31 protein-coding genes are annotated in these 22,949 nt (G+C 63.2%); 18 read left to right on the top strand and 13 right to left on the bottom strand.

All coding sequences use genetic code 11. The features are described 5' to 3' along the window. Nucleotides 1–90 precede the first annotated feature (90 nt). From NKH78_RS19330 to NKH78_RS19320, 3 genes are all read left to right on the top strand, one after another. Nucleotides 91–1,101: an NAD(P)H-quinone oxidoreductase gene (locus NKH78_RS19330; RefSeq protein ID WP_352452476.1), complete on the top strand. Its 1,011-nt coding sequence runs from the start codon at nucleotides 91–93 to the stop codon at nucleotides 1,099–1,101. 132 nt (nucleotides 1,102–1,233) lie between these two features. Next, nucleotides 1,234–1,374 carry a DUF1127 domain-containing protein gene (locus NKH78_RS19325; RefSeq protein ID WP_023720976.1) on the top strand — a complete coding sequence of 47 codons (141 nt, stop codon included), beginning with the start codon at nucleotides 1,234–1,236 and terminating at the stop codon, nucleotides 1,372–1,374. 353 nt (nucleotides 1,375–1,727) lie between these two features. Beyond that, on the top strand, nucleotides 1,728–2,423 hold the full coding sequence (locus NKH78_RS19320) for a DUF1013 domain-containing protein (RefSeq protein WP_023678492.1): 696 nt from the start codon (nucleotides 1,728–1,730) through the stop codon (nucleotides 2,421–2,423). 107 nt (nucleotides 2,424–2,530) lie between these two features. On the opposite strand, the gene NKH78_RS19315 is transcribed toward NKH78_RS19320, so the two are convergent. The 3 genes from NKH78_RS19315 to NKH78_RS19305 form a co-directional block, all read right to left on the bottom strand. After that, nucleotides 2,531–3,250 carry a helix-turn-helix transcriptional regulator gene (locus tag NKH78_RS19315; protein WP_023678491.1) on the bottom strand — a complete coding sequence of 240 codons (720 nt, stop codon included), beginning with the start codon at nucleotides 3,248–3,250 and terminating at the stop codon, nucleotides 2,531–2,533. 18 nt (nucleotides 3,251–3,268) lie between these two features. Beyond that, nucleotides 3,269–3,676 (bottom strand): hypothetical protein, encoded by a 408-nt coding sequence (locus tag NKH78_RS19310; protein WP_352883526.1) that lies wholly within the window; start codon nucleotides 3,674–3,676, stop codon nucleotides 3,269–3,271. 141 nt (nucleotides 3,677–3,817) lie between these two features. After that, a complete protein-coding gene (locus tag NKH78_RS19305) occupies nucleotides 3,818–3,985 on the bottom strand; it encodes a hypothetical protein (RefSeq protein WP_352505002.1) in 168 nt (55 codons plus the stop codon). A gap of 203 nt (nucleotides 3,986–4,188) precedes the next feature. On the opposite strand from NKH78_RS19305, the gene NKH78_RS19300 reads away from it, so the two are divergent. Further along, nucleotides 4,189–4,350, top strand: a complete 162-nt coding sequence (locus NKH78_RS19300) for a hypothetical protein (RefSeq protein ID WP_008873884.1) — start codon at nucleotides 4,189–4,191, stop codon at nucleotides 4,348–4,350. A 116-nt stretch (nucleotides 4,351–4,466) separates the two neighbouring features. Here the strand turns inward: NKH78_RS19300 and NKH78_RS19295 are convergent, their stop codons facing one another. From NKH78_RS19295 to NKH78_RS19265, 7 genes are all read right to left on the bottom strand, one after another. Continuing rightward, a complete protein-coding gene (locus NKH78_RS19295) occupies nucleotides 4,467–5,198 on the bottom strand; it encodes an SGNH/GDSL hydrolase family protein (protein WP_352739600.1) in 732 nt (243 codons plus the stop codon). A gap of 86 nt (nucleotides 5,199–5,284) precedes the next feature. Next, the gene (locus NKH78_RS19290) at nucleotides 5,285–6,022 is read right to left on the bottom strand and encodes a DUF899 domain-containing protein (RefSeq protein ID WP_254816535.1); all 738 of its coding nucleotides are present in this window, start codon (nucleotides 6,020–6,022) and stop codon (nucleotides 5,285–5,287) included. 152 nt (nucleotides 6,023–6,174) lie between these two features. Next, nucleotides 6,175–7,200 (bottom strand): class I fructose-bisphosphate aldolase, encoded by a 1,026-nt coding sequence (locus NKH78_RS19285; protein WP_352739602.1) that lies wholly within the window; start codon nucleotides 7,198–7,200, stop codon nucleotides 6,175–6,177. A 140-nt stretch (nucleotides 7,201–7,340) separates the two neighbouring features. After that, on the bottom strand, nucleotides 7,341–8,537 hold the full coding sequence (locus NKH78_RS19280) for a phosphoglycerate kinase (protein ID WP_352777835.1): 1,197 nt from the start codon (nucleotides 8,535–8,537) through the stop codon (nucleotides 7,341–7,343). A 161-nt stretch (nucleotides 8,538–8,698) separates the two neighbouring features. Next, entirely contained in the window at nucleotides 8,699–9,553 is an 855-nt protein-coding gene (locus tag NKH78_RS19275; protein WP_352739605.1) for a transglycosylase SLT domain-containing protein, read from the bottom strand. Nucleotides 9,554–9,557: 4 nt separating this feature from the next. Further along, nucleotides 9,558–10,811, bottom strand: coding sequence for a flavodoxin-dependent (E)-4-hydroxy-3-methylbut-2-enyl-diphosphate synthase (gene ispG / locus NKH78_RS19270; protein WP_352739607.1), 1,254 nt, complete (start codon nucleotides 10,809–10,811; stop codon nucleotides 9,558–9,560). A 208-nt stretch (nucleotides 10,812–11,019) separates the two neighbouring features. Continuing rightward, on the bottom strand, nucleotides 11,020–11,199 hold the full coding sequence (locus NKH78_RS19265; protein WP_254816530.1) for a YdcH family protein: 180 nt from the start codon (nucleotides 11,197–11,199) through the stop codon (nucleotides 11,020–11,022). Nucleotides 11,200–11,438: 239 nt separating this feature from the next. On the opposite strand from NKH78_RS19265, the gene NKH78_RS19260 reads away from it, so the two are divergent. Next, the gene (locus NKH78_RS19260) at nucleotides 11,439–11,642 is read left to right on the top strand and encodes a YdcH family protein (protein ID WP_023678480.1); all 204 of its coding nucleotides are present in this window, start codon (nucleotides 11,439–11,441) and stop codon (nucleotides 11,640–11,642) included. Between the two features lie 32 nt (nucleotides 11,643–11,674). On the opposite strand, the gene NKH78_RS19255 is transcribed toward NKH78_RS19260, so the two are convergent. Next, on the bottom strand, nucleotides 11,675–12,478 hold the full coding sequence (locus tag NKH78_RS19255; protein ID WP_352704297.1) for an IclR family transcriptional regulator: 804 nt from the start codon (nucleotides 12,476–12,478) through the stop codon (nucleotides 11,675–11,677). A 128-nt stretch (nucleotides 12,479–12,606) separates the two neighbouring features. On the opposite strand from NKH78_RS19255, the gene NKH78_RS19250 reads away from it, so the two are divergent. The 12 genes from NKH78_RS19250 to NKH78_RS19195 all read left to right on the top strand — a co-directional run bounded on the left by NKH78_RS19250 (nucleotide 12,607) and on the right by NKH78_RS19195 (nucleotide 21,981). Continuing rightward, nucleotides 12,607–13,488 (top strand): transporter substrate-binding protein, encoded by an 882-nt coding sequence (locus tag NKH78_RS19250; protein ID WP_352739609.1) that lies wholly within the window; start codon nucleotides 12,607–12,609, stop codon nucleotides 13,486–13,488. Between the two features lie 68 nt (nucleotides 13,489–13,556). Next, nucleotides 13,557–14,222 (top strand): amino acid ABC transporter permease, encoded by a 666-nt coding sequence (locus NKH78_RS19245; RefSeq protein ID WP_254816527.1) that lies wholly within the window; start codon nucleotides 13,557–13,559, stop codon nucleotides 14,220–14,222. 1 nt (nucleotide 14,223) lies between these two features. Beyond that, complete coding sequence (locus NKH78_RS19240) at nucleotides 14,224–14,874, top strand: amino acid ABC transporter permease (protein ID WP_254816526.1); 651 nt, start codon at nucleotides 14,224–14,226, stop codon at nucleotides 14,872–14,874. 4 nt (nucleotides 14,875–14,878) lie between these two features. Then, the gene (locus tag NKH78_RS19235; RefSeq protein ID WP_352739611.1) at nucleotides 14,879–15,673 is read left to right on the top strand and encodes an amino acid ABC transporter ATP-binding protein; all 795 of its coding nucleotides are present in this window, start codon (nucleotides 14,879–14,881) and stop codon (nucleotides 15,671–15,673) included. A gap of 34 nt (nucleotides 15,674–15,707) precedes the next feature. Next, nucleotides 15,708–16,166, top strand: coding sequence for a RidA family protein (locus NKH78_RS19230; protein ID WP_352704295.1), 459 nt, complete (start codon nucleotides 15,708–15,710; stop codon nucleotides 16,164–16,166). A 25-nt stretch (nucleotides 16,167–16,191) separates the two neighbouring features. After that, a complete protein-coding gene (locus NKH78_RS19225) occupies nucleotides 16,192–17,397 on the top strand; it encodes an aminotransferase class V-fold PLP-dependent enzyme (protein WP_352739613.1) in 1,206 nt (401 codons plus the stop codon). A 166-nt stretch (nucleotides 17,398–17,563) separates the two neighbouring features. Further along, nucleotides 17,564–18,511, top strand: a complete 948-nt coding sequence (locus NKH78_RS19220; RefSeq protein ID WP_352739615.1) for a metallophosphoesterase family protein — start codon at nucleotides 17,564–17,566, stop codon at nucleotides 18,509–18,511. A gap of 11 nt (nucleotides 18,512–18,522) precedes the next feature. After that, a complete protein-coding gene (locus NKH78_RS19215) occupies nucleotides 18,523–18,870 on the top strand; it encodes a cupredoxin domain-containing protein (RefSeq protein ID WP_352739617.1) in 348 nt (115 codons plus the stop codon). A gap of 46 nt (nucleotides 18,871–18,916) precedes the next feature. Next, nucleotides 18,917–19,456, top strand: coding sequence for a sigma-70 family RNA polymerase sigma factor (locus tag NKH78_RS19210; protein ID WP_352739621.1), 540 nt, complete (start codon nucleotides 18,917–18,919; stop codon nucleotides 19,454–19,456). Next, nucleotides 19,453–20,286, top strand: a complete 834-nt coding sequence (locus NKH78_RS19205; RefSeq protein ID WP_352739619.1) for an anti-sigma factor family protein — start codon at nucleotides 19,453–19,455, stop codon at nucleotides 20,284–20,286. Before NKH78_RS19210 ends, NKH78_RS19205 begins: the two co-directional genes overlap by 4 nt. A gap of 124 nt (nucleotides 20,287–20,410) precedes the next feature. Further along, a complete protein-coding gene (purE, locus tag NKH78_RS19200) occupies nucleotides 20,411–20,908 on the top strand; it encodes a 5-(carboxyamino)imidazole ribonucleotide mutase (RefSeq protein ID WP_352504988.1) in 498 nt (165 codons plus the stop codon). After that, the gene (locus NKH78_RS19195) at nucleotides 20,905–21,981 is read left to right on the top strand and encodes a 5-(carboxyamino)imidazole ribonucleotide synthase (RefSeq protein WP_352476149.1); all 1,077 of its coding nucleotides are present in this window, start codon (nucleotides 20,905–20,907) and stop codon (nucleotides 21,979–21,981) included. The genes purE and NKH78_RS19195 overlap by 4 nt, the downstream gene beginning before the upstream one ends. A gap of 91 nt (nucleotides 21,982–22,072) precedes the next feature. Here NKH78_RS19195 and NKH78_RS19190 read toward each other — a convergent pair whose 3' ends face one another. Together NKH78_RS19190 and NKH78_RS32635 are read right to left on the bottom strand one after the other, a co-directional pair. Further along, nucleotides 22,073–22,204 carry a hypothetical protein gene (locus NKH78_RS19190; protein WP_352739623.1) on the bottom strand — a complete coding sequence of 44 codons (132 nt, stop codon included), beginning with the start codon at nucleotides 22,202–22,204 and terminating at the stop codon, nucleotides 22,073–22,075. Further along, nucleotides 22,198–22,494 carry a lysozyme inhibitor LprI family protein gene (locus NKH78_RS32635; RefSeq protein ID WP_502899820.1) on the bottom strand — a complete coding sequence of 99 codons (297 nt, stop codon included), beginning with the start codon at nucleotides 22,492–22,494 and terminating at the stop codon, nucleotides 22,198–22,200. The genes NKH78_RS19190 and NKH78_RS32635 overlap by 7 nt, the downstream gene beginning before the upstream one ends. A 235-nt stretch (nucleotides 22,495–22,729) precedes the next feature. Here NKH78_RS32635 and ykgO point away from each other — a divergent pair, with 235 nt between their 5' ends. Then, complete coding sequence (ykgO, locus tag NKH78_RS19180) at nucleotides 22,730–22,855, top strand: type B 50S ribosomal protein L36 (RefSeq protein ID WP_006203764.1); 126 nt, start codon at nucleotides 22,730–22,732, stop codon at nucleotides 22,853–22,855. The last annotated feature ends 94 nt before the right edge of the window (nucleotides 22,856–22,949 follow it).

Here is a 22,949-nt window from a genome sequence, read left to right as displayed (position 1 = left end):
TGCCAATGAGCATACATAGGGCAAGGGTATGGATGCAAATGGCGGGCAAGAGCTGGCACGAGAAACCGGCGGAGCACGACGGGAAAATTCATGGCGAACGCACAGAAAATTCCGGCGAAGATGATGGCGATCGCCATATCGGAACCGGGCGGGCCGCGGGTGCTGAAAGCGGAAACCCGCGACGTACCGGTTCCCGGTCCCGGCGAGATCCTGATCCGGGTGCGGGCCGCCGGCGTCAACCGGCCGGACGTGCAACAGCGCAAGGGCGCCTATCCGCCACCGCCGGGAGCGTCGGATCTGCCGGGCCTGGAAGCAGCAGGCGAAGTCGCTGCCCTTGGTGATGAGATATCGCGCTGGCGCGTCGGCGATCGGGTCTGTGCGCTGACGGCGGGCGGCGGCTATGCCGAATATGTCAGAGTGCACGCCGGCAGCGTGCTGCCGCTGCCCGCCGGCTTTACCTACACCGAAGCGGCGGCGTTGCCGGAGAACTACTTCACTGTTTGGCACAATGTCTTCGAGCGCGGCGGCCTGAAGAGCGGCGAGACCCTGCTCGTGCATGGCGGCTCGTCGGGTATCGGCACCACGGCGATCCAGCTTGCTGCCGCTTTCGGCGCCTATGTCGTCACCACCGCCGGCAGCAAGGAGAAATGCGACGCCTGCCTCAAGCTCGGCGCCGACCGGGCGATCAACTACCGCGAGGAGGACTTCGTCGCCGCAGTCAAGGAGGCAACCGGCGGCAAGGGCGCCAATGTCATCCTCGACATGGTCGGCGGCGACTATGTGGCGCGGAACTATGAGGCTGCAGCCATGGAAGGCCGCATCGTCCAGATCGCGACGCAGGGCGGAGCGGTGGCGAGCGCCGATTTCTTCAAGATCATGGCAAAGCGGCTCGTGCACACGGGATCGCTGCTCCGGCCACGCACCGTGGAGTTCAAGGCGGCAGTCGCGGCGGCACTGGAGGCGCAGGTTTGGCCGCTGCTCGGCACGCGCAAGGTTGCGCCGGTGATGGACACGATCTTCCCGCTCAAGGAAGCCTGGCGGGCGCATGAGCGGATGGAGGAGGGTGAGCACATCGGCAAGATTGTGCTCGATGTCGCCTGACGACCGGCAAACAGACTGAACGAAAGCTTAATGGTGCAATGCAACAAACGCATTGCGGCCATGCAAAAGCGTCTGTTCAATTTTTCATCGCCGATGCCTACTTACGCGGCATCGAAACGATGGAGGACTACCATGAACCCGATCCGCGCTTTCCGTAACTGGCGCATGTACAACGAAACCGTGCGCGAACTGAACCGGCTGAACGCTCGTCAGCTCAACGACCTCGGCATCAACCGCGGCGACATCGAGAGAATCGCCCGCCAAGGGCTTTGATCTCGAGCACGATCCCGCCCGAAGACCGGGCGTTGCTTTTCCGCAACGCCGAGCCGCGGTTCGGGATCAAGCTTTAGAAGCCAGAGCCGCAGCAGACGGATTTCCGTCGCCGGTTCCGAGCCCGCCCGACCTTGGTCTGGCGGGCTTTGTCTTTTTGAAGCTTTCGACTGCATGGCGTCATCTGCCGACCCTTCGCGGTCTGCTGGTCGCGCTGCCGTGCCGTCCTTGACGCGCGCCTGCCAAAAACATTGCGAAACGGCGAGCGAGCGGTTATATAGACCGCGATTTTCCCATTTGGTGGCTCTAAACCACCGCCCGCGCGGGAACGCGGGCGAACGAGAAGGATTTTTGTAATGGCCAATACGCTGCTGATGCCAAAGGCGACCGCCGTCTGGCTGGTTGACAACACAGCGCTTTCCTTCGAGCAGATCGCGCAGTTCTGCGGACTGCATCCGCTTGAGGTCAAGGCGATCGCCGACGGCGAGTCGGCGCAAGGCATCAAGGGCATGGACCCGATCATGACCGGCCAGCTCACTCGCGACGAGATCGCGCGCGCCGAGAAGGACGCCAACCACCGGCTGAAGCTCTCCGATCCCAAGGTGCGGGTGCCGGAATCCAAACGCAAGGGTCCGCGCTACACGCCGCTGTCGAAGCGCCAGGACCGGCCCAACGCCATCCTCTGGCTGGTGCGCAACCATCCCGAGCTCAAGGATGCGCAGATTGCCCGCCTTGTCGGCACAACGAAGTCGACGATCGACCAGATCCGCGACAGAAAGCACTGGAACTCCGCCAATCTCCAGCCGATGGATCCAGTGACACTCGGCCTGACGTCGCAGATCGACCTCGATATGGAAATCAACCGCGCCTCGCGCGGCCGTGAGCAGGCGCAGCCGGTCGGCGATACGCTGCTGCCGGCCGCCTTGACCGAACGACTGGTGCCGGCGCCGGAAAAGCCGAAAGACGAGGACCGGGAACTCGACGCCAACGCCGTCTTCGCCAAGCTTTCGGCGCTAAAGTCGAAGGACAAGGATGCCGACGAAGAGGAGTAGGCATTTCGCATCCAAAACAAAACGCCCGCTTTCAAGCCGGCCGAATCGGCGGGGTTTGTCAGCGGTCTGAGACCGCTTTCAAGCGGGCTTTTTTGTGATCTTCCGTGTCAGCTTCGCGCCGCCCGGTCCGGCGCCATGCCGTAATCCTCGCTGCGCTCCACCGCGCGATAGAAATCGGCGAGCTGCTTGCCGCGCTCCGGCTTGAAGGTGCGGCCGGCGATGACCACCGAGGCGATGCGGTCGATGCGGAAGGCGCGGAAATCGCCGCGCATCTCACACCAGGCGACCAAGGTCCACACCTTGCCCCAGAACCACAGGCCGAGCGGGCGGATGTCGCGCGCGGTGCTGCGGCCGGCCTCATCCGAATAGTCGATGGTCAGCACCTGACGTTTCTCGATGGACCGCTCGATCAGGTCGATGGCTTCGCGGGCGGCATCGCTTACCACCCACATCGGCGTGTGGATCTCGGTACGGGCGATGCGGTCCTTTTCGGCGTCGGGCAACACGGCGCCTATCTTGACCAGCGCCTCGTCGGCGGCTCGCGCCATGGCCGCGCCGCCAAAGGCGCGCACCATGCGGGCGCCGGCGACCAGCGCGACGATCTCGTCACGCGTGAACATCAGCGGCGGAAGGTCGAAACCCTCCCTCATCATGTAGCCGACACCGGCCTCGCCGTCGATCGGCACGCCGGTCGACTGCAGGTCTGCGATGTCGCGATAGATCGTCCGCTCGGAAACCTCGAGCCACGTGCCCAGCTTCTGGGCGGTGACCAGACGACCACCACGCAGATGCTGCACGATCTGGAAGAGCCTGTCGGCGCGGCGCATCGTATGGTCCCTCGGCGTCTATCGTTCCAGCCCTTCGCGCTTGCGCTGCGCGGCGACGAAGGCCGCGCCGAAGGACAGTTTCTTCGTTGTCGGCGTGCTTGCGTCGACCACCCGCCAGAACGGCGCAACGTCGCCCAGCGCCATACCACGCTCAAGATCCTCGTTGGCGGCCTCGGCGACGGTGCGCAGATGATAGCCGATGGTGACCGGACATGCCATCTCGGCATCGTGCTCGATGGCGAGAGCGGTGCGCAAAGCGCGGATATCCACGTCCATGCCTTCGGGGATGGAGCGGATGAATGCATGGACCTGGCGAGCTGTAGGAACCAGCATCGGCTGGCCTTCGACGACGTCGCCGATGGTGCGTGGCCACGGTCTTATGCCGTTGAGGCCAGGCGTGTTCAGCCTGTCGTTCCAGCTTTTCATCGATCGTCCTCTCGGCCATCCGGCTTCGGCGGCCATCGCACTATGGCACGAGCCTCCTGACACCATACTGTCAGGAGGCTTCAGCATGCCCATTTCAGCTCGTCGCCAGGTCGCATCCAAACGCCACGCAGAAAGCTTGCCTCAATTGCTGCCATTGCGGCGGTCGCCATACATGTCCGGCCAACCAATATCCTTGCGGATGTCCGCCGGCAGGGTGTTCATGAATCGCTGGGTGCGGATCTCATTGCGGATCGTCCGGATCTTGCCGACATAGTGCTGCACGCTACGCAGAATGGTAATGCCGTTCATGGCTGGTCTCCTCTCTTTCGATGCAGGCACTATCGCACACCCCTGCTGACAGCAGTCTGTCAGGAGGGTGCGGCTCTCATGACCGGCGTTCCGATTTATCCATCGAAGTGACAAGGCAGTGCTGAAAAGAGGCCTGCCGCACTGGAAAGACGGCGATCGCGGAGCCGCTTTGACAGCCAGCCGCGATGCTGATCAAAGGCTGCATGTCGAAACTTCTCGCGCTCGTCATCATCGCCATGATGGTCATCCAGCTCATCAAGCCGCTCGGCTGGCCCGGACTGAAGCGGCGCAGCGATTTCTGGAAGCTGGCGCTGCTGGCGATGGCGGCGATTTCGATTACGGCGGTGCTCGGGCACTGGACGTGATGCATGTCGCGCAAACGTGTGCAGCGGTTTTGCGACAACGACATGCATGGAAACAGTACCTGAAGCGCGTCGGATGAGGCCAATCGAACGCGACGCGCTTTAGTGCCGGCGGCCCGCTACGCGACGCCCGGTTCGTTGCCGAGCACCAGGCTGACCAGATGTTCCGCCCAGGCTCGGTAGCCGGCTTCCGAAGCATGAAATCCATCCGACGCAAAGCCGGCCTCGGCATCGGTGATCGGCAGGCGGGGCGCCGGTATGGCGCCGCGCTCGAGGCAAAGGCGCGCGCCCATCCGGTTCATTTCGACGGCACGGATTTCGAGAATCTTGCCGAGCAGCGGCGGCATTGCCGGCGCCCGGGTGAACTCCAGCACCGGCGACCACACGACGCGCGCCTCCGGCCATTTGGCGCGCAGCGCGTAAAGCAGGCCGCCAAACTCGCGCTTGAACCGCGGTACCGAATGAAAATTCTTGGTGTCGTTGGTGCCGATGGCCAGCACGATATGCGTCCACGGATCGGCCGATAGATTGGGCAGCACATGATCGCGGATCTGGCCGGAGGTTGCCGAGTTGAAGCCGGCTGACCGCCAGCGCACGATGCGGCCGGTGCGTTGCGCAATCAGAACGGCCAGTTGCGCGGCCAATCCGTTTTCGGAATTGCCGATGCCTACCGAGGCGGCGGAGGAATCGCCAAGCACCAGAACCGAGATTGCTGGCGTCAGGCCAGATGTCTCGTGCATGACCGGACCTTGTGCCGGCAGCATGCGGGTGGTGCGGCGACGCACGCCAAGTCCTTGCCAGACATAGACCGGAAAGGCGAGCCAGGTGAGAAGGGTCGGAAAGCGCCGCATGGCAAGTCCCTTTTAGGGCGTAGCGAACAGCACTTAGCGCATGTTGCATTGGAGGTGAACGACCTTACAGTGGCACCCTTGTCGCCTCAATGGCAGCAGTCATGTGTCCCGGATTGATCTTCGTACTCGTCATGCAGCCGCACCCAGTCGACGAGGCTATGATGCGGGCCGGTTTCGTTGCGACCCTTCGGCGTCAGGTCGAGATAATGATAGGCGCCGATCAGCGGATCGCCGCCTCGGGAGCGCAAGACGAAGGTCAGGAAGATGTCGCCCTTCTCGTCGCGATAGAATACGCTGGCGCCAGGAAGGTCTTTCGAGTTTCGCGCACGCCGCTCGAAATTGTAGGTCGTATCGCCGGCCGCGATCTGCTTGTCCGTGAATGACACCTGCATATCGAAGTTGAAGTCCGAGGCGTAGGACGACACCCAGTCGAATTTCCATCCCATACGCTGCTTGTAGGGCAGCAATTCGGCCAATGGCGCCCGCGCTACCACGACAAGTGAGACATCGTGGTGCCTGAGATGCTGGTTGGCGCCGTCGATATGATCGGCAAGGAATGAGCAGCCTTCGCAGCGATAATCGGCGCCCGGCCCGAACATGAAATGGTAGACGATCAGCTGGCTGTTGCCGCCAAACAGGTCGGGCAGTTTCTTTGGCCCTTGCTCGGTCTCGAAGACGTAGTCCTTGCGGATCTTCAGCCACGGCAATTCGCGGCGTTCGGCGGCGACACGATCGCGAAAGCGCGTCAATTCCTTTTCGCGCGCCAGATGCGCCTTGTGCGCCTGAAACCAGTCTTCCTGCGAAACGATCTTGTTGTTTGGCATAGGTCTGCTCCTCTTTTCACGGAGGACGTTCGGCAGCGAGCAATACCGACACCGGGCTGCATTTCAGTTGCAGGAAAATTGCAGCCCTTGCTGCTTTCAAACAAAAACCCGGGCACGTGGCCCGGGTCGGGAGAAACGCAAGATGTCTTCGGTCAGGCGGCTTGCTCAAGCTTCGGCTGCCATTGTCCAAGCGCTGCCAGATGATTCATGTGGGCGCGATGGGCGAAGGCGGCCTGCGCGGCGGCGACGTTCGCTGCCTTGCCGCCCCAGGCCTTCTGCGGAGCGGCCTGCAAGGCGCGGCCATAGGAGAAGGTCAGCTTCCACGGATGCGGGCCGATGGCGTTGATGGCATTGAGGTTGGCGGTCGCCTCCTCGTCCGATTGTCCGCCCGAAAGGAAGGCGATGCCTCCAATCGCCGCCGGCACCGTCTCGCGGAACAGTTTTATGGTCCTTTCGGCAACTTCCTCCGGGCTGCTGACCTTGCCCGATTTCTTGCCGGCGAGGACCATGTTCGGTTTCAGGATGGTGCCTTCGAGCGCGACGCGGGCCGCATAGAGCTCGGTGTACAACTTTGTCAGTGTCGCCTTGCTGATCTCGTAGCACGTGTCGATGTCGTGGGCACCGTCCATCAGCACCTCCGGCTCGACGATCGGCACGATGCCGGCTTCCTGGCAAAGTGCGGCGTAACGGGCGAGCGCATGGGCGTTCGAGCCGATCGAGGTGGCGGAAGGCACGCCCTTGGAAACATCGATGTCGATCACCGCGCGCCATTTGGCAAAGCGGGCGCCGAGCTTGTAATAGTCGGCGAGGCGTTCGCGCAGGCCGTCCAGGCCTTCGGTGATGGTGTCGCCGGGAAAGCCGGCCAGAGGCTTGGCGCCGGCGTCGACCTTGATGCCGGGGATGGCGCCTGATGCCTTGATGATGTCGACCAGCGGCGTGCCGTCGGCGGCCTTCTGGTGGATGGTCTCGTCATAGAGGATGACGCCGGAAATGTATTTGGTCATTGCCTCGCTGGCGCGGAACATCATCTCGCGATAGTCGCGCCGGCTGTCGGCGGTCGACTCGACGCCGATGACGTCGAAGCGTTTCTTGATGGTGCCGGAGCTTTCGTCGGCCGCCAGCAAGCCTTTGCCGTCGGCCACCATCGCGGCGGCAATGTCCTCGAGACGTTCGTTCATCGTGCTTCTCCTGAAAGAATTGATCCGCGCCCAGCAGACCACCAGAGCCACGCAGGTTCAAGTCGAACCATTTCGTCAAACAAGCGCGAATCGATTGAAAGGCGCGGGCGCACTCCTTCGCCCTGCTCTTGCGGTCGCGCTCAGCGCTTCAAGACGTCGACGCCGGGCAACGGCTTGCCTTCCATCCATTCGAGGAAAGCGCCGCCGGCCGTCGATACATAAGTAAAATCATCGCTGACGCCGGCATGGTTGAGCGCCGCCACCGTGTCGCCGCCGCCAGCGACCGAGACCAGTCTGCCGGCCTTGGTGCGCGCTGCCGCGTGCCTGGCCGTCGCCACCGTTGCGTGGTCGAATGGCTCGATTTCGAAGGCGCCGAGCGGCCCGTTCCAGACCAGCGTCGCGGCGCGGTCGATCCATTCGGCAATGGTCTTCACGGTTTTTGCGCCGACATCGAGGATCATGCCGTCGGCCGGCACGTCTGCTATGGCGACGGTCTCGTTGGCGGCGCCGGCCCTGAACTCCCTGGCGACGACGCCGTCGGCGGGCAGGATGATGGCGCAGCCGGCCTCGGCCGCCTCGATCATGATCTGCTTGGCGGTGGTCGCGAGATCATGCTCGCACAAGGATTTCCCGACGTCGGTGCCGCGCGCCGCTAGAAACGTATTGGCCATGCCGCCGCCGATGACCAGCGCGTCGACCTTCTTCACCAGGTTCATCAACAGGTCGATCTTGGTCGAGACTTTGGCGCCGCCGACGATGGCGACAACCGGGCGGGCGGGATTGCCAAGCCCCTTTTCCAGCGCATCGAGTTCGGCCTGCATGGTGCGCCCAGCGAAGGCCGGCAGCACATGCGCCAGCCCTTCTGTCGACGAATGGGCACGGTGCGCAGCAGAGAAGGCGTCGTTGACGAAGATGTCGCCGTTAGCAGCGAGCTTTTCGGTGAAGGCCGGGTCGTTCTTCTCCTCGCCCTTGTGGAAGCGGGTGTTCTCGAGCAGCAGCACGTCGCCGCCGTTCATGGCAGCAACGGCATTTGCGGCCTTGTCGCCGATGCAGTCGGCGGCAAAGCCGACGGGGCGGCCGAGCACGTCCGCCGTCGCCCTGGCAATCGGCTCGAGCGAGAATTCGGGCACCGGTCCATCCTTGGGCCGGCCGAAATGGGCAAGCAGGATGACCTTGGCGCCCTTGCCGGAAAGCTCGGCGATGGTCGGTGCAATGCGCTCGATACGGGTGGCGTCGGTGACCTTGCCCTCGGTGACGGGAACGTTGAGGTCGACACGCACCAGCACACGCTTGCCGCTGATATTGCCGATGTCGTCCAGTGTCTTGAAGCCGGCCATGCTGATCCCTTTCGCGAAAAATCGCGGGGACCTTACCCCGCATCGACGACGATGCAAGACCTGGCTAACGGTTCGCCGAAAATATGATTCACGTGTCGAGGACGAAGTGCCCACGGGGAGCAAGATGGCAGCAATGGCGAGAAACGCACCGACATATGGCCTTACCGGTTGCGCACCACGATGCAGGCGCCGCCGACGCTTTGCAGCTTGTCGCAAATCGTGTCGGCCTTGGCTCTGCTATCGGCGCCGATCCGCACGGCATAGATGCCGCGCCTGCCGATCGGGGTACGCACCCGGCTGACCACCGGATCGTGGCCGGCAAGCAGTGCCGGGAACCGGCTTTTCACTCTCAGCCACTGATTGAGCGCCGCGGCGCGACGGAAATTGCCGGCCACCTGCACGCCCCACGGCTTGATGTTGATCGACGACATCGGCACGGTCCTGGACATGATCACCGGCAGCTCGCGGCAAGCGGCAGCGAAACTCGCCTTCTTGTCGAGCGGCCGGATGACGCCGGCGTAGGCGGCATCGGTGAACCTGTCGGCCGGCTCGCCCATGACGTCCAGGACGTAGCTTTCGGTCTCCATCGGGAGGAATCCGCCGGAATTCAGCCAGCGCGTCACCCGGCTCTCGCCGGCATTGTATGCAGCTGCGGCGAGGCCCAGATTGCCAAAGCCGGTCTTCATTTCGGCGAGATATTTTGCCGAGGCCGGGATAGCCTGCTCGATATCGAACGAATTGGCGAGCCCGCGCATCTTGGCGGTACCCGGCATGAATTGGGCGATACCCTCCGCGCCGACGGGGCTGACCGCGTTGGGATCGAAACGACTCTCCTTCCAGATCAGCCGGGCAAAGAAATCCCGGGGCAGACCGTTCTGGTCGGCATGCGTCTCGATAAGATCGCAAACTCGATCGATCAGCTTCTGCTTGGCGGGCCGCGGCGGATCGGCCTGGACGGCCGCCGCCCAGCCTAGCCCGGAAATGACAACCAGCGTCGCCCCAAGCAAACGCCGCATCGAACTACTCCGCCGCGGCTTTGCCGTGTTGCCCAAACCGCCGTTCGATGTAGTCGGAAACCATTTTCTCGAAATCCGCGGCGATCGACGGGCCGCGCAGGGTCGCCGCCTTCTTGCCGTCGACGAACACCGGGGCGGTCGGCGTCTCACCGGTGCCGGGCAGCGAAATGCCGATATCGGCGTGTTTGGATTCGCCCGGACCGTTGACGATGCAACCCATCACCGCGACCTTGAGGTTCTCGACGCCGGGATATTGTTCGCGCCACACCGGCATGTTCTTGCGCAGGTCGGCCTGGATGTTCTGGGCAAGCTCCTGGAACACGGTCGAAGTTGTGCGCCCGCAGCCCGGGCAGGCGGCGACGATCGGCACGAACTGCCGGAAGCCCATGGTCTGCAACAGCTCCTGCGACACCTGCACCTCGCGCGTGCGGTCGCCGTTTGGCTCCGGCGTCAGCGAGATGCGGATGGTGTCGCCAATGCCCTGCTGAAGCAGGATACCCATGGCCGCGGACGAGGCGACGATGCCTTTCGAGCCCATGCCCGCCTCCGTCAAGCCGAGGTGCAGCGCATGGTCGGAACGGGTGGCAAGCTCGGTGTAGACGGCGATCAGATCCTGCACGCCGCTGACCTTGGCTGACAGGATGATTTTCTCGCGGGCAAGGCCGATCTCTTCAGCCGTTTCGGCCGACAGGATTGCCGACCGCACGATTGCCTCGCGCGTCACTTCCTGGGCGGTCAGCGGAAAGCCCTGGGCCTGGTTGTCGTCCATCAGCCGGGTCAGCAGCTCCTGGTCGAGCGAACCCCAATTGACGCCGATGCGCACCGGTTTGTCGTATCGGATCGCCATCTCGACGATCGCGGCGAACTGCCGGTCTTTCTTGTCCTTGAAGCCGACATTGCCGGGATTGATGCGGTATTTAGCCAGTGCCTCGGCGCAGGCCGGGTGGTCGGCCAGGAGCTTGTGGCCGATATAATGGAAATCGCCGACCAGCGGCACGTCGATGCCGAGTCGTTCCAGCCGCTCGCGGATGGCCGGCACGGCGGCAGCGCTTTCGTCGCGATCGACGGTTATGCGCACGATCTCGGAGCCGGCGCGATGCAGCGCCGCCACCTGTGCGACCGTCTGATCGACATCGGCCGTGTCGGTGTTGGTCATTGACTGGACGACGACCGGCGCGCCGCCGCCGACAATCACGCCGCCGACATCGACACCGACCGACCTGCGGCGTGGGAAGGGTGAGGAAAAATATCCGGTCATGCCGGCTGCCTTTAATCTTGAAGGTCCGGGCATGAGGTGGAGGAGCAAAGATGGCTTGTCAATGGCGACTGGCGCGCAGGCCTAGCAAATCGGAAAATGACAAGACGGCAGCTTGCCGCAAATCCACGAGCGTTTCCGGCAGCATAGCGATAGGCCACCGGAAAGAGACGCGCGCCGGGCGGCGCGCGCTTCTAGTCCTGGAAGGGCTTCAGTGCGTCGTCGGTTTCGCCTTCAGTTTTTCAATCTCGTCCTTGAGCGCCAGCTTGCGCCGCTTGAGATTCACGATTTCGAGGTCGTCTACCGATGGATGGGCCATCGCATCGTCGATTTCCCGTTCGATGTCGCCGTGTTTCCGCTGCAGCTCATCAAGATGGGATGCAAGAGACATGATTGGTTCTCCCTTTCATGGTTTCCTCGATTGCAGCCGCCAAGGCACGTCCACCGCAGGCTCGCTTCTGTGACGGCATAATGACAGTGTGCCACCATCGAGCACCGATGTCGAATGCTGCGTGGTAGCATTCCACGACAATGTGAAATGTGGTATGGGCTGCGCGCCGGTGCAAGAAGGCCCCGGTCCCGCCCAATCAGGCCCAGTGTTTGGGCGCCGCAGACGTGCAGACGGTAAAAATGTCCGATCAGGAACAGGCGGATATCCGCCTCGAATATTCCCGGCTGAAGCAGGAACACGCCGATTTCGACGCGGCCATCAATGCGATGATCGCCATGAATTGCGACCCGCTGCAGATCCAGCGCATGAAGAAAAAGAAGCTTTTCCTGAAGGACAGGCTGATGGCGCTGGAAGACAAGATCATTCCAGACATTATTGCTTGAACGAATGCCGGCGACGGCCTGCTGGAAAAGCGCTATGCCGCGATCGAAAGCCGTGCGGCGCGCTCGCGCAACAGCGCTATCAGATCGTCGGTCTTTTCCCTCGAAGTATCGATCGGAACCACCAGGCACATCGTCGCCTCGACCCTGCCCGGCGCTGAAAAAACCGGCGCGGCCAGGCATTTCGTATAGGCATCGACAAGGCCCGAGGTGACGCAGTAGCCGGCCGACTTGGCGACGGCGATGTCGGCTATGAAATCGTCGAGCCGCAACCTGCGGCCGTCCGGCAGCACGAGATCGTCTTCCGAGACCATATCCTCGATCGCCGCCCTGTCGAATCCGGCGAGGAGCAGCCGCCCGGAAGCTGTCCAGGGAAGCGGTATTTGCAGACCCGTCGCCGAACTGATCCTGAATGGCCTCGTTCCCGGGCTTGAATGGACGATGGTGTAGCGGCCGCTTTGCAGCATGCACAGCTCCGAGGTCTCGCCGGTCTCGCGCGACAGATGGTCGACTTCCTGGCGCCCTCGCCTGAGCAGGTCGTTGCCCCGCACATAGTCCATTCCGTAGAGATAAAGCTTCTTTCCGAAATAGACCCGATTGCCGTCTCCGGCCATCTCAAGCAGGCCTGCGTCGACCAGCGAGCGCACCAGCGTATAAGTCGTCGAACGCGGCGCGTTCACTCCTTTGGCAAGGTCGCCAACGCCGATCGCGCGCTGGGTCGTGTGGAGAAACTCCAAAATCTGGAGAACCCGGTTGAGACCCTTCTCCCGAGAGCCCGAGGTCTTGTCTTCGTCCAGTCCGACGTCCGGTCGAGCGGCCAATGCATTGCCATCTTGCATTATCGATCCCTGATGTTAATCTGTCTTGTACAGAGTACAGGCGTCTCTTGTAAGAGACAATTACATCAGTTGCAACCGATGCCTGTATCGCTGGTCCAAAGGGGAACACAACACGAAAGGAGGTCGCCGTGAACGACACATCCAAAAGACGTGAATTTCTGAAACTGGGAATGGCCGGGCTTGCAACGGCCGGAGTGATGAGCGCCGCTACCGCGGTCGACGTTCAGAAAGCGACGGCCCAGGCAGCGCCGGACAGCCTGCTGCGCACCGTCCTCGAGCGCGGCAAGGTGATCGTCGGCACCGGCAGCACCAATGCGCCCTGGCATTTCGAGAACGACGCCGGCGAACTGGTGGGCATGGACATCACCATGGGTCGCATTCTCGCCAAGGGGCTCTTCGACGACCCGACCAAAGTCGAATTCGTCATGCAGGATCCGGCTCAGCGCATTCCGAACGTGACCACCAACAAGGTCGACATCACCATCCAGTTCATGACCATGACCGCCCAGCGCTCGCAGCTGATCCACTTCTCCAGGCCCTACTACGTCGAAGGCATCGCCTTGCTGACCCTTCCGAACGCCGAAAACAAGACCTTCGACAAGCTGCTTGCCGCCGGTTCGGCGACCCGGATTTCCATCCTGCAAAACGTCGATGCCGAGGCAAATGTGCATATCGTGCTGCCGGAGTCGCAGGTGATGCAGATAGACACGCAGGCCAACGTGCTGCAGGCCCTGGAATCCAAGCGCGTCGACGCTGCCGCGGTTGATCTGTCAACGGTCCGCTGGCTCGCCTCGCGCAATCCGGACAAATACTTCGATGCCGGCAAGAGCTGGTTCTCGATGCTTTATGGCGCCGCACTGCGGCAGGGCGACCTCGACTGGCTGACCTTCGTCAACCAGACCTTCACCATCGCCATGTTCGGCCATGAAACGGCACTCTACGACGCTGCGTTCAAGGATTATTTCGGACAGGAGCCGCCGGCCCGCCATCCCGGTTTCCCGGTCATCTGATGCAAGCAGGCGGAAGGACAAACGTCCTTCCGCCCCCCTCTCATCACAGCCCTCTATGACGGGGATGCATGGGTTATACCCTCAACTTCAACCTGATCTGGCGGCATTTCGACAAGCTCTGGGGCGGACTGCTGTTAAGCCTCGAACTGGCCGTCATCTCGATCGCGATCGGCATCGTCATCGGGCTCGTTCTGGCGGTCTGGTACGTATCGGCCGGACGTGCGGTGCGGACCATCATCGCGGCCTATGTCGAGTTCATCCGCAACGTGCCGCTGATCCTGCTCGTCTATCTGGTCTTCTACGGCCTGCCGACGGTGGTCGACATTGCCTACAGTGCGCAAACCTCATTTGTTGCCACGCTATCGCTATACAGCGGCGCCTACCTGGTCGAGGTGTTTCGCTCGGGGCTCGAGGCGGTGCCGCGCGGACAGCTCGACGCCGGCAAGGCAATCGGCCTGACGCCATGGCAAAGGCTGCTCCACGTGCGCCTGCCGACGATGCTGCGCATAACCCTGCCGGCGCTTTCCAACACATTCATATCGCTCTTCAAGGACACGTCCGTGGCATCGGTCATCTCGGTACCCGAGCTCACCTACGGCGCCCAGTGGATCAACTTCAACACGTTCCGCATTGTCGAGGTCTATCTGGTGGTGACGGCGATGTACCTGCTGACCGGCTATGCGCTGCTTTTCGCGTTGCGGCTGGTCGAGCGCCGGTTCAAGGCGGCGCGCTGAGATGCTGAGCCAGATCATTTACGCCTTGCCGTTCCTCGCCGAAGGCTTTGCCGTGACCTTGTGGGTGTCGCTGCTGGTCGTGGTGCTATCGCTCATCGCCGGCGTGCTGATGGGCGTCGGCCTTGTCTACGGTCCGGCTCCGCTGCGCTGGGCAGTGCGCATCTTCAGCGACACCATACGCGGCATTCCGATCCTGGTGCTGATCTTCTTCGTCTATTACGGCCTGCCCGCGGTGGGGCTGCATCTGGAATCCTTTTGGGCGGCCGTACTCGCCCTCACCCTCTTCAAGACCGCACAAGTGGTCGAATATCTGAGGGGCGCCGTCGGCTCGATTCCCAAGGGTCAGTCCGAGGCGGCGATGGCGATCGGACTGACCTTTCGTCAGCGGCTGGCCTACGTCATTTTTCCGCAGGCGTTCAGGCGGTTCCTGCCACCCTGGATCAATGGCGTGACCGACGCGGTGAAGGGCAGCGCGCTGGTCTCGCTGCTCGGCATCACCGACCTGATGCAGGCAATCAACCAGGTCATCGGCCGCACCTATGAGGCGATGCCGCTCTACATTCTCGGTGCGCTCGTCTACTTCGCCGTCAACTACGCCCTCTCCTTGGCCAGCCGGCGGCTGGAGCAGCGTTTCTCCTTCATCCGGGAATAGCAAGATGTCCAATGCCTCGCACCAGAATCCGGCACTTCTCGATGTCTCCGACGTTTCCAAAGCCTTTGGATCCGTCGAGGTCCTGCGCTCGGTCAGTCTCAAGGTGACACGCGGCGAGGTGGTGACTGTCATCGGCCCTTCCGGCAGCGGCAAGACCACGCTGCTGCGCTGCGTCAACTTCCTGGAGAGCTACGACAGCGGCTCGATCCGTATCGATGGCAAGGAGGTCGGCTATCGCGAGACGGGAACACGCCAGCGACGCAGCGAGCGCGACCTGGCGGCGATGCGAGCCGAGACCGGAATGGTGTTCCAGAGCTTCAATCTGTTTCCGCATTTGACTGCCGCCGGCAACATCATGCTTGGCCTGCGCAAGGTGCGCGGCAAGAGCAATGCCGAGGCCCGCACCATTGCCGAGCACTGGCTCGGCCGGGTCGGCCTCGCCCACAAGGCCGATAGCCTGCCGGCCGAGTTGTCCGGCGGCCAACAGCAGCGCGTCGGCATCGCCCGCGCCGTGGCGATGGAGCCGAAGATACTGCTTCTCGACGAGATAACTTCGGCGCTCGACCCCGAACTGGTTGGCGAGGTGCTCGAGGTCGTTCGCAGCCTCGCCGAAGACGGCATGACGATGCTGATGGTCACGCATGAGATGGCTTTTGCACGCGATGCATCGAGCCGCATCGTTTTCATGGCGGACGGCGGCGTCAGCGCCGTCGGACCACCCGCCGAGATTCTGGCGGCGGGCTTCGACAATGAACGCCTTCGCAGCTTCCTGGCGCGATTTCGCGCCTCGCATTTTTGACATCGGACGGCGAAAGCTGTCGCAAGGAGCTTTTATGACGCCTTACATCCGGCTCGCGGAATTGGGCCTGACACTGCCCGAGCCGCCGAAGCCCATCGCCAACTTCGTCACCTATGCCGAGAGCGGACGGCTGATCTTCCTCTCCGGCCAGGGGCCGTTGCGCGCCGATGGCGCGCTCTGCACCGGCAAGGTCGGCGACGACGTCAGCGTTGAAGAGGCCTATGATCATGCGCGTCTGACCGGCCTGAACCTGCTCGCGGTCATGCATGCGGCGGCCGGCGACCTCGGCCGCGTCGTGCGCGTCGTCAAGCTGCTTGGCTTTGTCAATGCGACGCCGACATTCAGCGAGCACCCCAAGGTGGTGAATGGCTGTTCCGATCTTTTCGCGGCCGTCTTTGATAAGATCGGCGGACATGCCCGCTCGGCAATCGGTGTCGGCTCGCTGCCGGGCAACATCACAGTTGAAATCGAGGCGGTCGTCGAGATCGCCTGAAATCGTTCGAACAGGATCTGCAGAGATGACGACCTATGCCGCTGACCGTTCCAACACGACAATCCGCGAACGGCTTGGCCTTCGCCCGATCATCAACGTTTCCGGTACGATGACGGCGCTCGGCGCTTCGATCATCGTGCCAGAAGCGATTGCCGCAATGTCGGAAATCGCCTCGCAATGGGTCGAGATGGACGATCTGCAGCGCGCCGCAAGTACTGTGATTGCACGCCTCACCGGCGGCGAGGCCGGCTTCATCACCGCGTGCTGCGCCAGCGGCATAACCATGGCGATTGCCGGCGCGATGACCGGAACCAGCCTTCTTGCGATCGAGCGGCTGCCGGACGACACTGAGGGCCTCAAGTCGGAGGTCATCGTCCAGCTCGGTCACATCGTCAATTACGGCGCGCCGATCGACCAGTCGATCCGGTTGGCCGGGGCGAAGACGATACCCGCCGGCACGGTCAGCGTGACGCAGGATTATCATGTGCGCGACGCGATCCGCGACCGCACCGCGGCCGGCCTCTACGTAGTTGCGCATCACACGGTGCAATACGGCATGCTTTCGCTCGAGGAGTTCTGCGAGATCTGCCACGCCAAGGGCGTGCCGGTGATCGTCGACGCCGCCTCCGAATACGACCTGCGCGGCTTTCTCGCACGCGGCGCCGATATCGTCGTCTATAGCGGGCACAAGTTCCTCAGCGGACCGACAAGCGGCATCGTGACGGGGCGCAAGGATCTGGTGCGGGCCGCCTATCTCCAGAATCGTGGCGTTGCGCGGGCGATGAAGGTGGGCAAGGAAAGCATTGCCGGCACCATGGCGGCCCTGGAAGCCTGGGAGCGGCGCGACCATGCCGGCATCCGTCAGCGGGAGGAAGCCGCCCTGCATCTGTGGAAAGACGCATTGCAAGGACTGCCTGGTATCGCCGCGCATATCATTCCCGATCCGACCGCCAATCCGCTCGACCGCCTGCAGGTGTTTGTTACGCCTGAAAGCAGGTTCACCGCCGCCGGCCTTGCCTCGGCGCTGGCGGCGGGCTCGCCCCCCATCATCGTGCGCAACCACGAGGTCGAGCGCGGTCACTTCTTCCTCGACCCATGCAATCTTCATCCCGGCGAGGCGGAGATCGTCGCCGAAAGCCTGCGGGCGGTGCTGAGTGCTGCCGATCGGCCCGCGGATGCGATGAAACCCGCTCGCAAGCAGTCCGCCGGGGCCTTGCGCTGGCCGGACTAGATATCGCCAGAACGTGGTCGAGCCAGTGCCTTCCAGCGCCGGCTTGGCATCGGGCCATTGCGCCATCACGGCACTGTGAATGACTTTTTGGTCGTCGGGCGGAATAAACCACCCCGCCCATTGGTCTCCCAAGCAGACGCCATTTCCGGCGTTGCAGGAGACCGGTATGACCTACCACCACGACAATGAAGCTGACGGCATCAGCCGCCGTCATGCACTGGAATGCATGATCTGGGCCGGCACGGGAGTGCTGTGGACGATTTCGGCCGGCGTGCCGGTTTCGCTGAGCCTGCTCGGCGCGGCGCAAGCCGCAGAGGCCTTGGCCACCGGCTTCACTTTCCTTCAGATCTCCGACAGCCACATCGGCTTCGACAAGGCTGCCAACCCGCACGCCATCGACACGCTGAAGGAGGCCATCGGCAAGATCCAGGCGTTGCCGCAAAAGCCCGCTTTCATGATCCACACCGGCGACATCACCCATTTGTCGAAAGCCGCGCAGTTCGACAACGCTGCCCAGATCATCGGCGGCGCAGGCTTCGACGTACATTATGTGCCCGGTGAGCACGACCTGATCGATGACGGCAATGGCCAGGCCTATCTCGACCGCTACGGCAAAGGCACCAAGGGCGCTGGCTGGTATTCGTTCGACCAGAACGGCGTCCATTTCATCGGGCTGGTCAACGTCGTCAACCTGAAGGCTGGAGGACTGGGCAATCTCGGCGCCGACCAGTTGGCATGGTTGGCCGATGATCTGAAGGCGGTCACCGCCTCGACGCCAATCGTCGTCTTTGCCCACATCCCGCTATGGGCTGTTTATCCCGAATGGGGCTGGGGCACCGACGACGCGGCGCAGGCCTTGGCCCTGCTCAAGCGCTTCGGCTCTGTCACCATACTCAACGGCCATATCCACCAGATCATGCAGAAGGTCGAAGGCACCGTTACCTTTCATACCGCGCGCTCGACCGCTTTCCCGCAACCGGCGCCGGGCACCGCAGCCTCACCCGGGCCGATGACGGTGCCTGCCGGCCAGTTGCGCAGCCTGCTCGGCACAAGCAGCGTGACAGTCAAGCAAGGCGGGCAGGACCTCGCCATCATCGACAGCACGCTGGCTTGAGGGGAAATGCGATGATCTGCTTCCCGTCCCGCGTCTTGGTCGTATCCCCTGTCACGTTCGGTGTGGCGGCGATCCTGATAATGGTTGCCATGCCACTGAACGCAGCAGACCAGCCAATGGTCAAGATCGAGAACTTTGCCTTCACACCGGCGGTGCTGACGATAAAGCAGGGCACTACCGTAACCTTCGAGAATGACGACGACATCCCGCATCTGGTGGTCGCCAACGATGCCTCGTTTCGCTCCAAGGCGCTTGACACCGGTGACACATATGCCTTCACCTTCACCAAAGTGGGCGACTATGCCTATTTCTGCGGGCTTCACCCGCACATGCAGGGCAGGATCACCGTCGCTCCGTGAGGATTTTCGGAAGGTTCTGCCCGGGATGCCGGGCGATGCGACGGTGTTGAACCAAGAGGCCGCGACCGGGCGCTTTCGCGAGGTGGTTCTGCCCCATCTCGCGGATGCGCTTGCGCTTGCCCGCTGGCTGACGGGCAACGCAGCCGATGCGGAGGATGTGGTGCAGGAGGCCTGTTTGAAGGCGCATACGGGCATCGCCGGCTATGCCGGCGGCAATGCACGCGCCTGGCTGCTGGCGATCGTGCGCAACGCCTCTTACTCCTGGCTGGCGCGCAACCGGCCGCGCAGTATCGTCGCCGTCGGCGACCTGAGCGACCTCGATGACATGACGGCTGCATATGGCGCCGGCCTGCCGGATACGGACAATCCTGAGGCAAGCCTGATCGCCAAGGCCGACACGGCCTCACTCGAGGCGGCGATCGCCGCGCTGCCGCACCAATTTCGCGAGACTGTGGTGCTGCGCGACGTCAACGGCCTCAGCTATCGCGAGATCGCGACGCTGCTTGGCGTGCCGCTAGGCACGGTGATGTCGCGGCTGGCGAGGGCGCGCGGTCTGCTGATATCCCAACTTGGGAGGGCGCCATGAGCGCGCACAACGATGGACTGCCCGATGACCCGGCGGGCGTGGCGCTGATGATCCATGCCTTGGTCGATGGCGAGCTCGACGCAGCAGCAGCATTGGCTGTCGAGCGACGCATCGCGGCCGACCCGGCGCTCGCCGCCGAGCATGCCCGCATCGTTGCGCTGCAGACGGTCGTCAGCGGGCTGCCGAGGCTCGATGTCCGTGAGGATTTCAAGGCTCGCATCGCTGCAATCGGGACAGCCGGTACGGAGAAAGTGCTGCCGGCGCCGGCGCCCGCCGCTCGAGTGCCGCCGGCACACAGAGCCGTGCACCGATTTGGCGCGTTCGACTGGCGCGCGCTGGCGGCGTCGATCGTCGTTACCGCCGTGCTGGCCAGCGGCGCGACGCAATGGATGATGCTGAGCAGGGCGCCCGACAGCTTTGCTGCCGCGGTCGCCAGCGGCCACCGTCGCAGCCTGCTGGCAGCCAGCCCGGTGGACGTCGTCTCGTCGGACCGGCACACGGTCAAACCCTGGCTGGATGGCAGGGTCGGCCTGTCGCCGCCGGCACCTGACCTTGCCAGTGACGGCTTCGCGTTGCTCGGCGGCCGAGTCGAGGTGATCGCCGACCAGCCAGTGCCGGCACTGGTCTACAGGCACCGCGAGCACCTGATCACTCTCGTCGCCGCGCCCGAGGAAACCGGCTCGACAGCCGGACCGGTCGATCTTTCTGCTGGTGGCTTCTCGCTGGTCCACTGGAGCGACAGCGCCTTTTCCTACTGGGCGATTTCCGATACCGAACGGCCTGAACTTGACGACTTCGTCAACCGCTTCCGAGCAGCGGCCGCCCGATGACAGACCGCCCAAGTCCATGTGCGTAGCCACGCAGACGGCACAAGCGGCTTTGCCGTTTCCGGCCATCCTTGCGGCTCCCCTCGATTTCCGCTAATGCGCGCCTTTGCCGCCGGAGAGCAGAAGCTTGGACGATCACCGCGCCGACGTCGCCATCATCATGGGCAGCCAGTCCGACTGGGCGACGATGCGCCACGCCGCCGAAACGCTTGAGGCGCTTGGCATTTCGCACAAGCGGCTGATTGTCTCGGCCCACCGCACGCCCGACCGGCTCTATGAGTTCGCCAAGGGCGCCAAGGCGGCCGGCTACAAGGTGATCATCGCCGGTGCCGGGGGTGCGGCGCATCTGCCCGGCATGACGGCGGCGATGACGCCGCTGCCGGTGCTCGGCGTGCCGGTGGAATCAAAGACGCTGTCGGGCCAGGATTCGCTGCTATCAATCGTGCAGATGCCGGCCGGCATTCCGGTCGGCACTTTGGCCATCGGCAAGGCCGGCGCTGCCAACGCTGCCCTTCTCGCCGCCGCGGTGCTGGCGCTGAGCGACGAAAAGCTCGCCGCCCGGCTGGATAGCTGGCGCGCCGCGCAGACCGCCAAGGTGGCCGCCGAGCCCACGGACGCGCCGTGAGCCTGCCGGCGGGATCGAGCATCGGCATCATCGGCGGCGGCCAGCTCGGCCGCATGCTGGCGATGGCCGCGGCCCGCCTCGGCTATCGCATCGTCGTGCTGGAGCCGCAGCCGGATTGCCCGGCGGCACAGGTCGCCAACCGGCAGATCGTCGCCGCCTACGACGACGCGGCCGCGCTTGGCGAGCTGGCTGCGGCCAGTGCCGTCGTTACTTATGAATTCGAGAACGTTCCGGTCGCGGCTGCCGCGGCACTTGCCTCTACGGTGCCGGTCTATCCGCCGGCACGCGCACTGGAAGTGGCGCAGGACCGGCTGGCGGAAAAGAAATTCCTCAACGGTATCGGCATACCGACCGCGGATTTCAGTCCCGTCGACAATGACGAGGAACTGACGGCTGCGCTGAAACAGTTCAACGGCAGCGGCATATTGAAGACGCGCCGCATGGGCTATGACGGCAAGGGCCAGCGTGTCTTCCGCAACATGGAAACAGGCGGCTTTGCCGGCACTTGCGAGGCGATGGGCAACGTGCCGTTGATCCTGGAATCCTTCGTCACCTTCGAGCGCGAGATTTCGGTGATCGCCGCGCGCGGCAGCGACGGCTCGCTCGCCGCCTACGATCCAGCGTGGAATGTCCATCGCAACGGTATTCTGCACAGCTCGACGCTGCCGGCCGGAGTAAAATCCGAGACGGCTGCTGCGGCTCAAACGGCGGCGGCAGAGATCCTTGCAGCGCTCGACTATGTCGGCGTCATCGGCGTCGAATTCTTTGTCCTTGCCGACGGTTCACTGTTGGTCAACGAGATAGCGCCGCGCGTCCACAATTCCGGCCACTGGACGGAGGCCGCCTGCACCATCTCGCAATTCGAGCAGCACATCCGCGCCGTCGCCGGCCTGCCGCTGGGAAATCCCGCCCGGCAGTTCGACTGCGTCATGGAAAACCTGATCGGCGACGACATCCGGCGCGTTGCTGAGCTGCTCGCCGAGCCCGATCTGATGCTGCACCTCTATGGCAAGGCCGAGGCGCGGCCCGGCCGCAAGATGGGCCATTTTACGCGCGTGAGCCGCCGCAGCTAGAGCATGATCCCGAACCGAAGGTCCGCGCTAGCGAAAAGTGGAATCCGGTTTCGGAAAAGATCATGCTCAAACACAAAGTTAGAACCTACGCTTACTGGATGTCGCCGCTCTCATCCTCGTCGGGGCTGGCGCAGCTCACATCGCCTTCCGCGCAGGTCGAATCGGCGGTGAACTGCTTAGTGCGATCGTCGGTCAGCCGCGTCAGGCATTCCGATATCAGCATCGGATAGATCGAGCCGCCTTCGCTGTCCGCGGCGGATAGCTGCATTCCGCGTCGCGAAAAGCGATCCAGGCGCGCTGCGCCGTCTGCAACAGCTTCCTGGCTTTTGCGTCACTTCCGCCGATGAGATCCTGGTAGGCCTTGTTGAGCTTGGCGTCGGCGGATTTGTAGTCCGCGTCGGCGCAGATGTTCATCATCTGCTGGCTGTCGTCGTTGCGGTCGCATTCCTGCGCATGGGCAACAGAGCCTGCCGCGAGGACGACAAGACAGGCGGACACAAGAATTCGGCGCATGACGATCTCCAATTCGCAACCGCATCATTCCAGCCGTCGCAAGCCTGCGCAATGCCGCAAGGCGCCAGTGGCGGATATTTGATGATACGAAACGGTCCGTATCGTTTAGGCAACGCGCTTGCGGTTGACACGGGCAACGCTCCTCGTCTATGAGCCACGCACAGTTCAAAGGCGCGTCTGTGGGCGCGCCTTAATAATTCGGCCCGTGACCGGGCCCAGACCGACGGGCAAGACCATGAAAATCAAGAATTCGCTTAAGGCGTTGAAGGCGCGTCACCGCGACAACCAGCTGGTTCGTCGCAAGGGCCGCATCTACATCATCAACAAGACCGCGCCGCGCTACAAGGCGCGCCAGGGTTGAGTTTTCGACGGAGGCTGCGCGCCTCCGTTCGCATGATACGACACTCACGCTAAATTCAGTTTGACGATCCGGCGTCGGGGGCTAGATTCCCGCG

The sequence above is a fragment of the Mesorhizobium sp. M0910 genome, from assembly GCF_040319465.1.
In the GTDB taxonomy this organism is placed as follows: Bacteria; Pseudomonadota; Alphaproteobacteria; order Rhizobiales; family Rhizobiaceae; genus Mesorhizobium.
The sequence above is the reverse complement of the archived record's forward strand: the minus strand, read 5'-3'. Positions and strand labels throughout refer to the sequence as shown.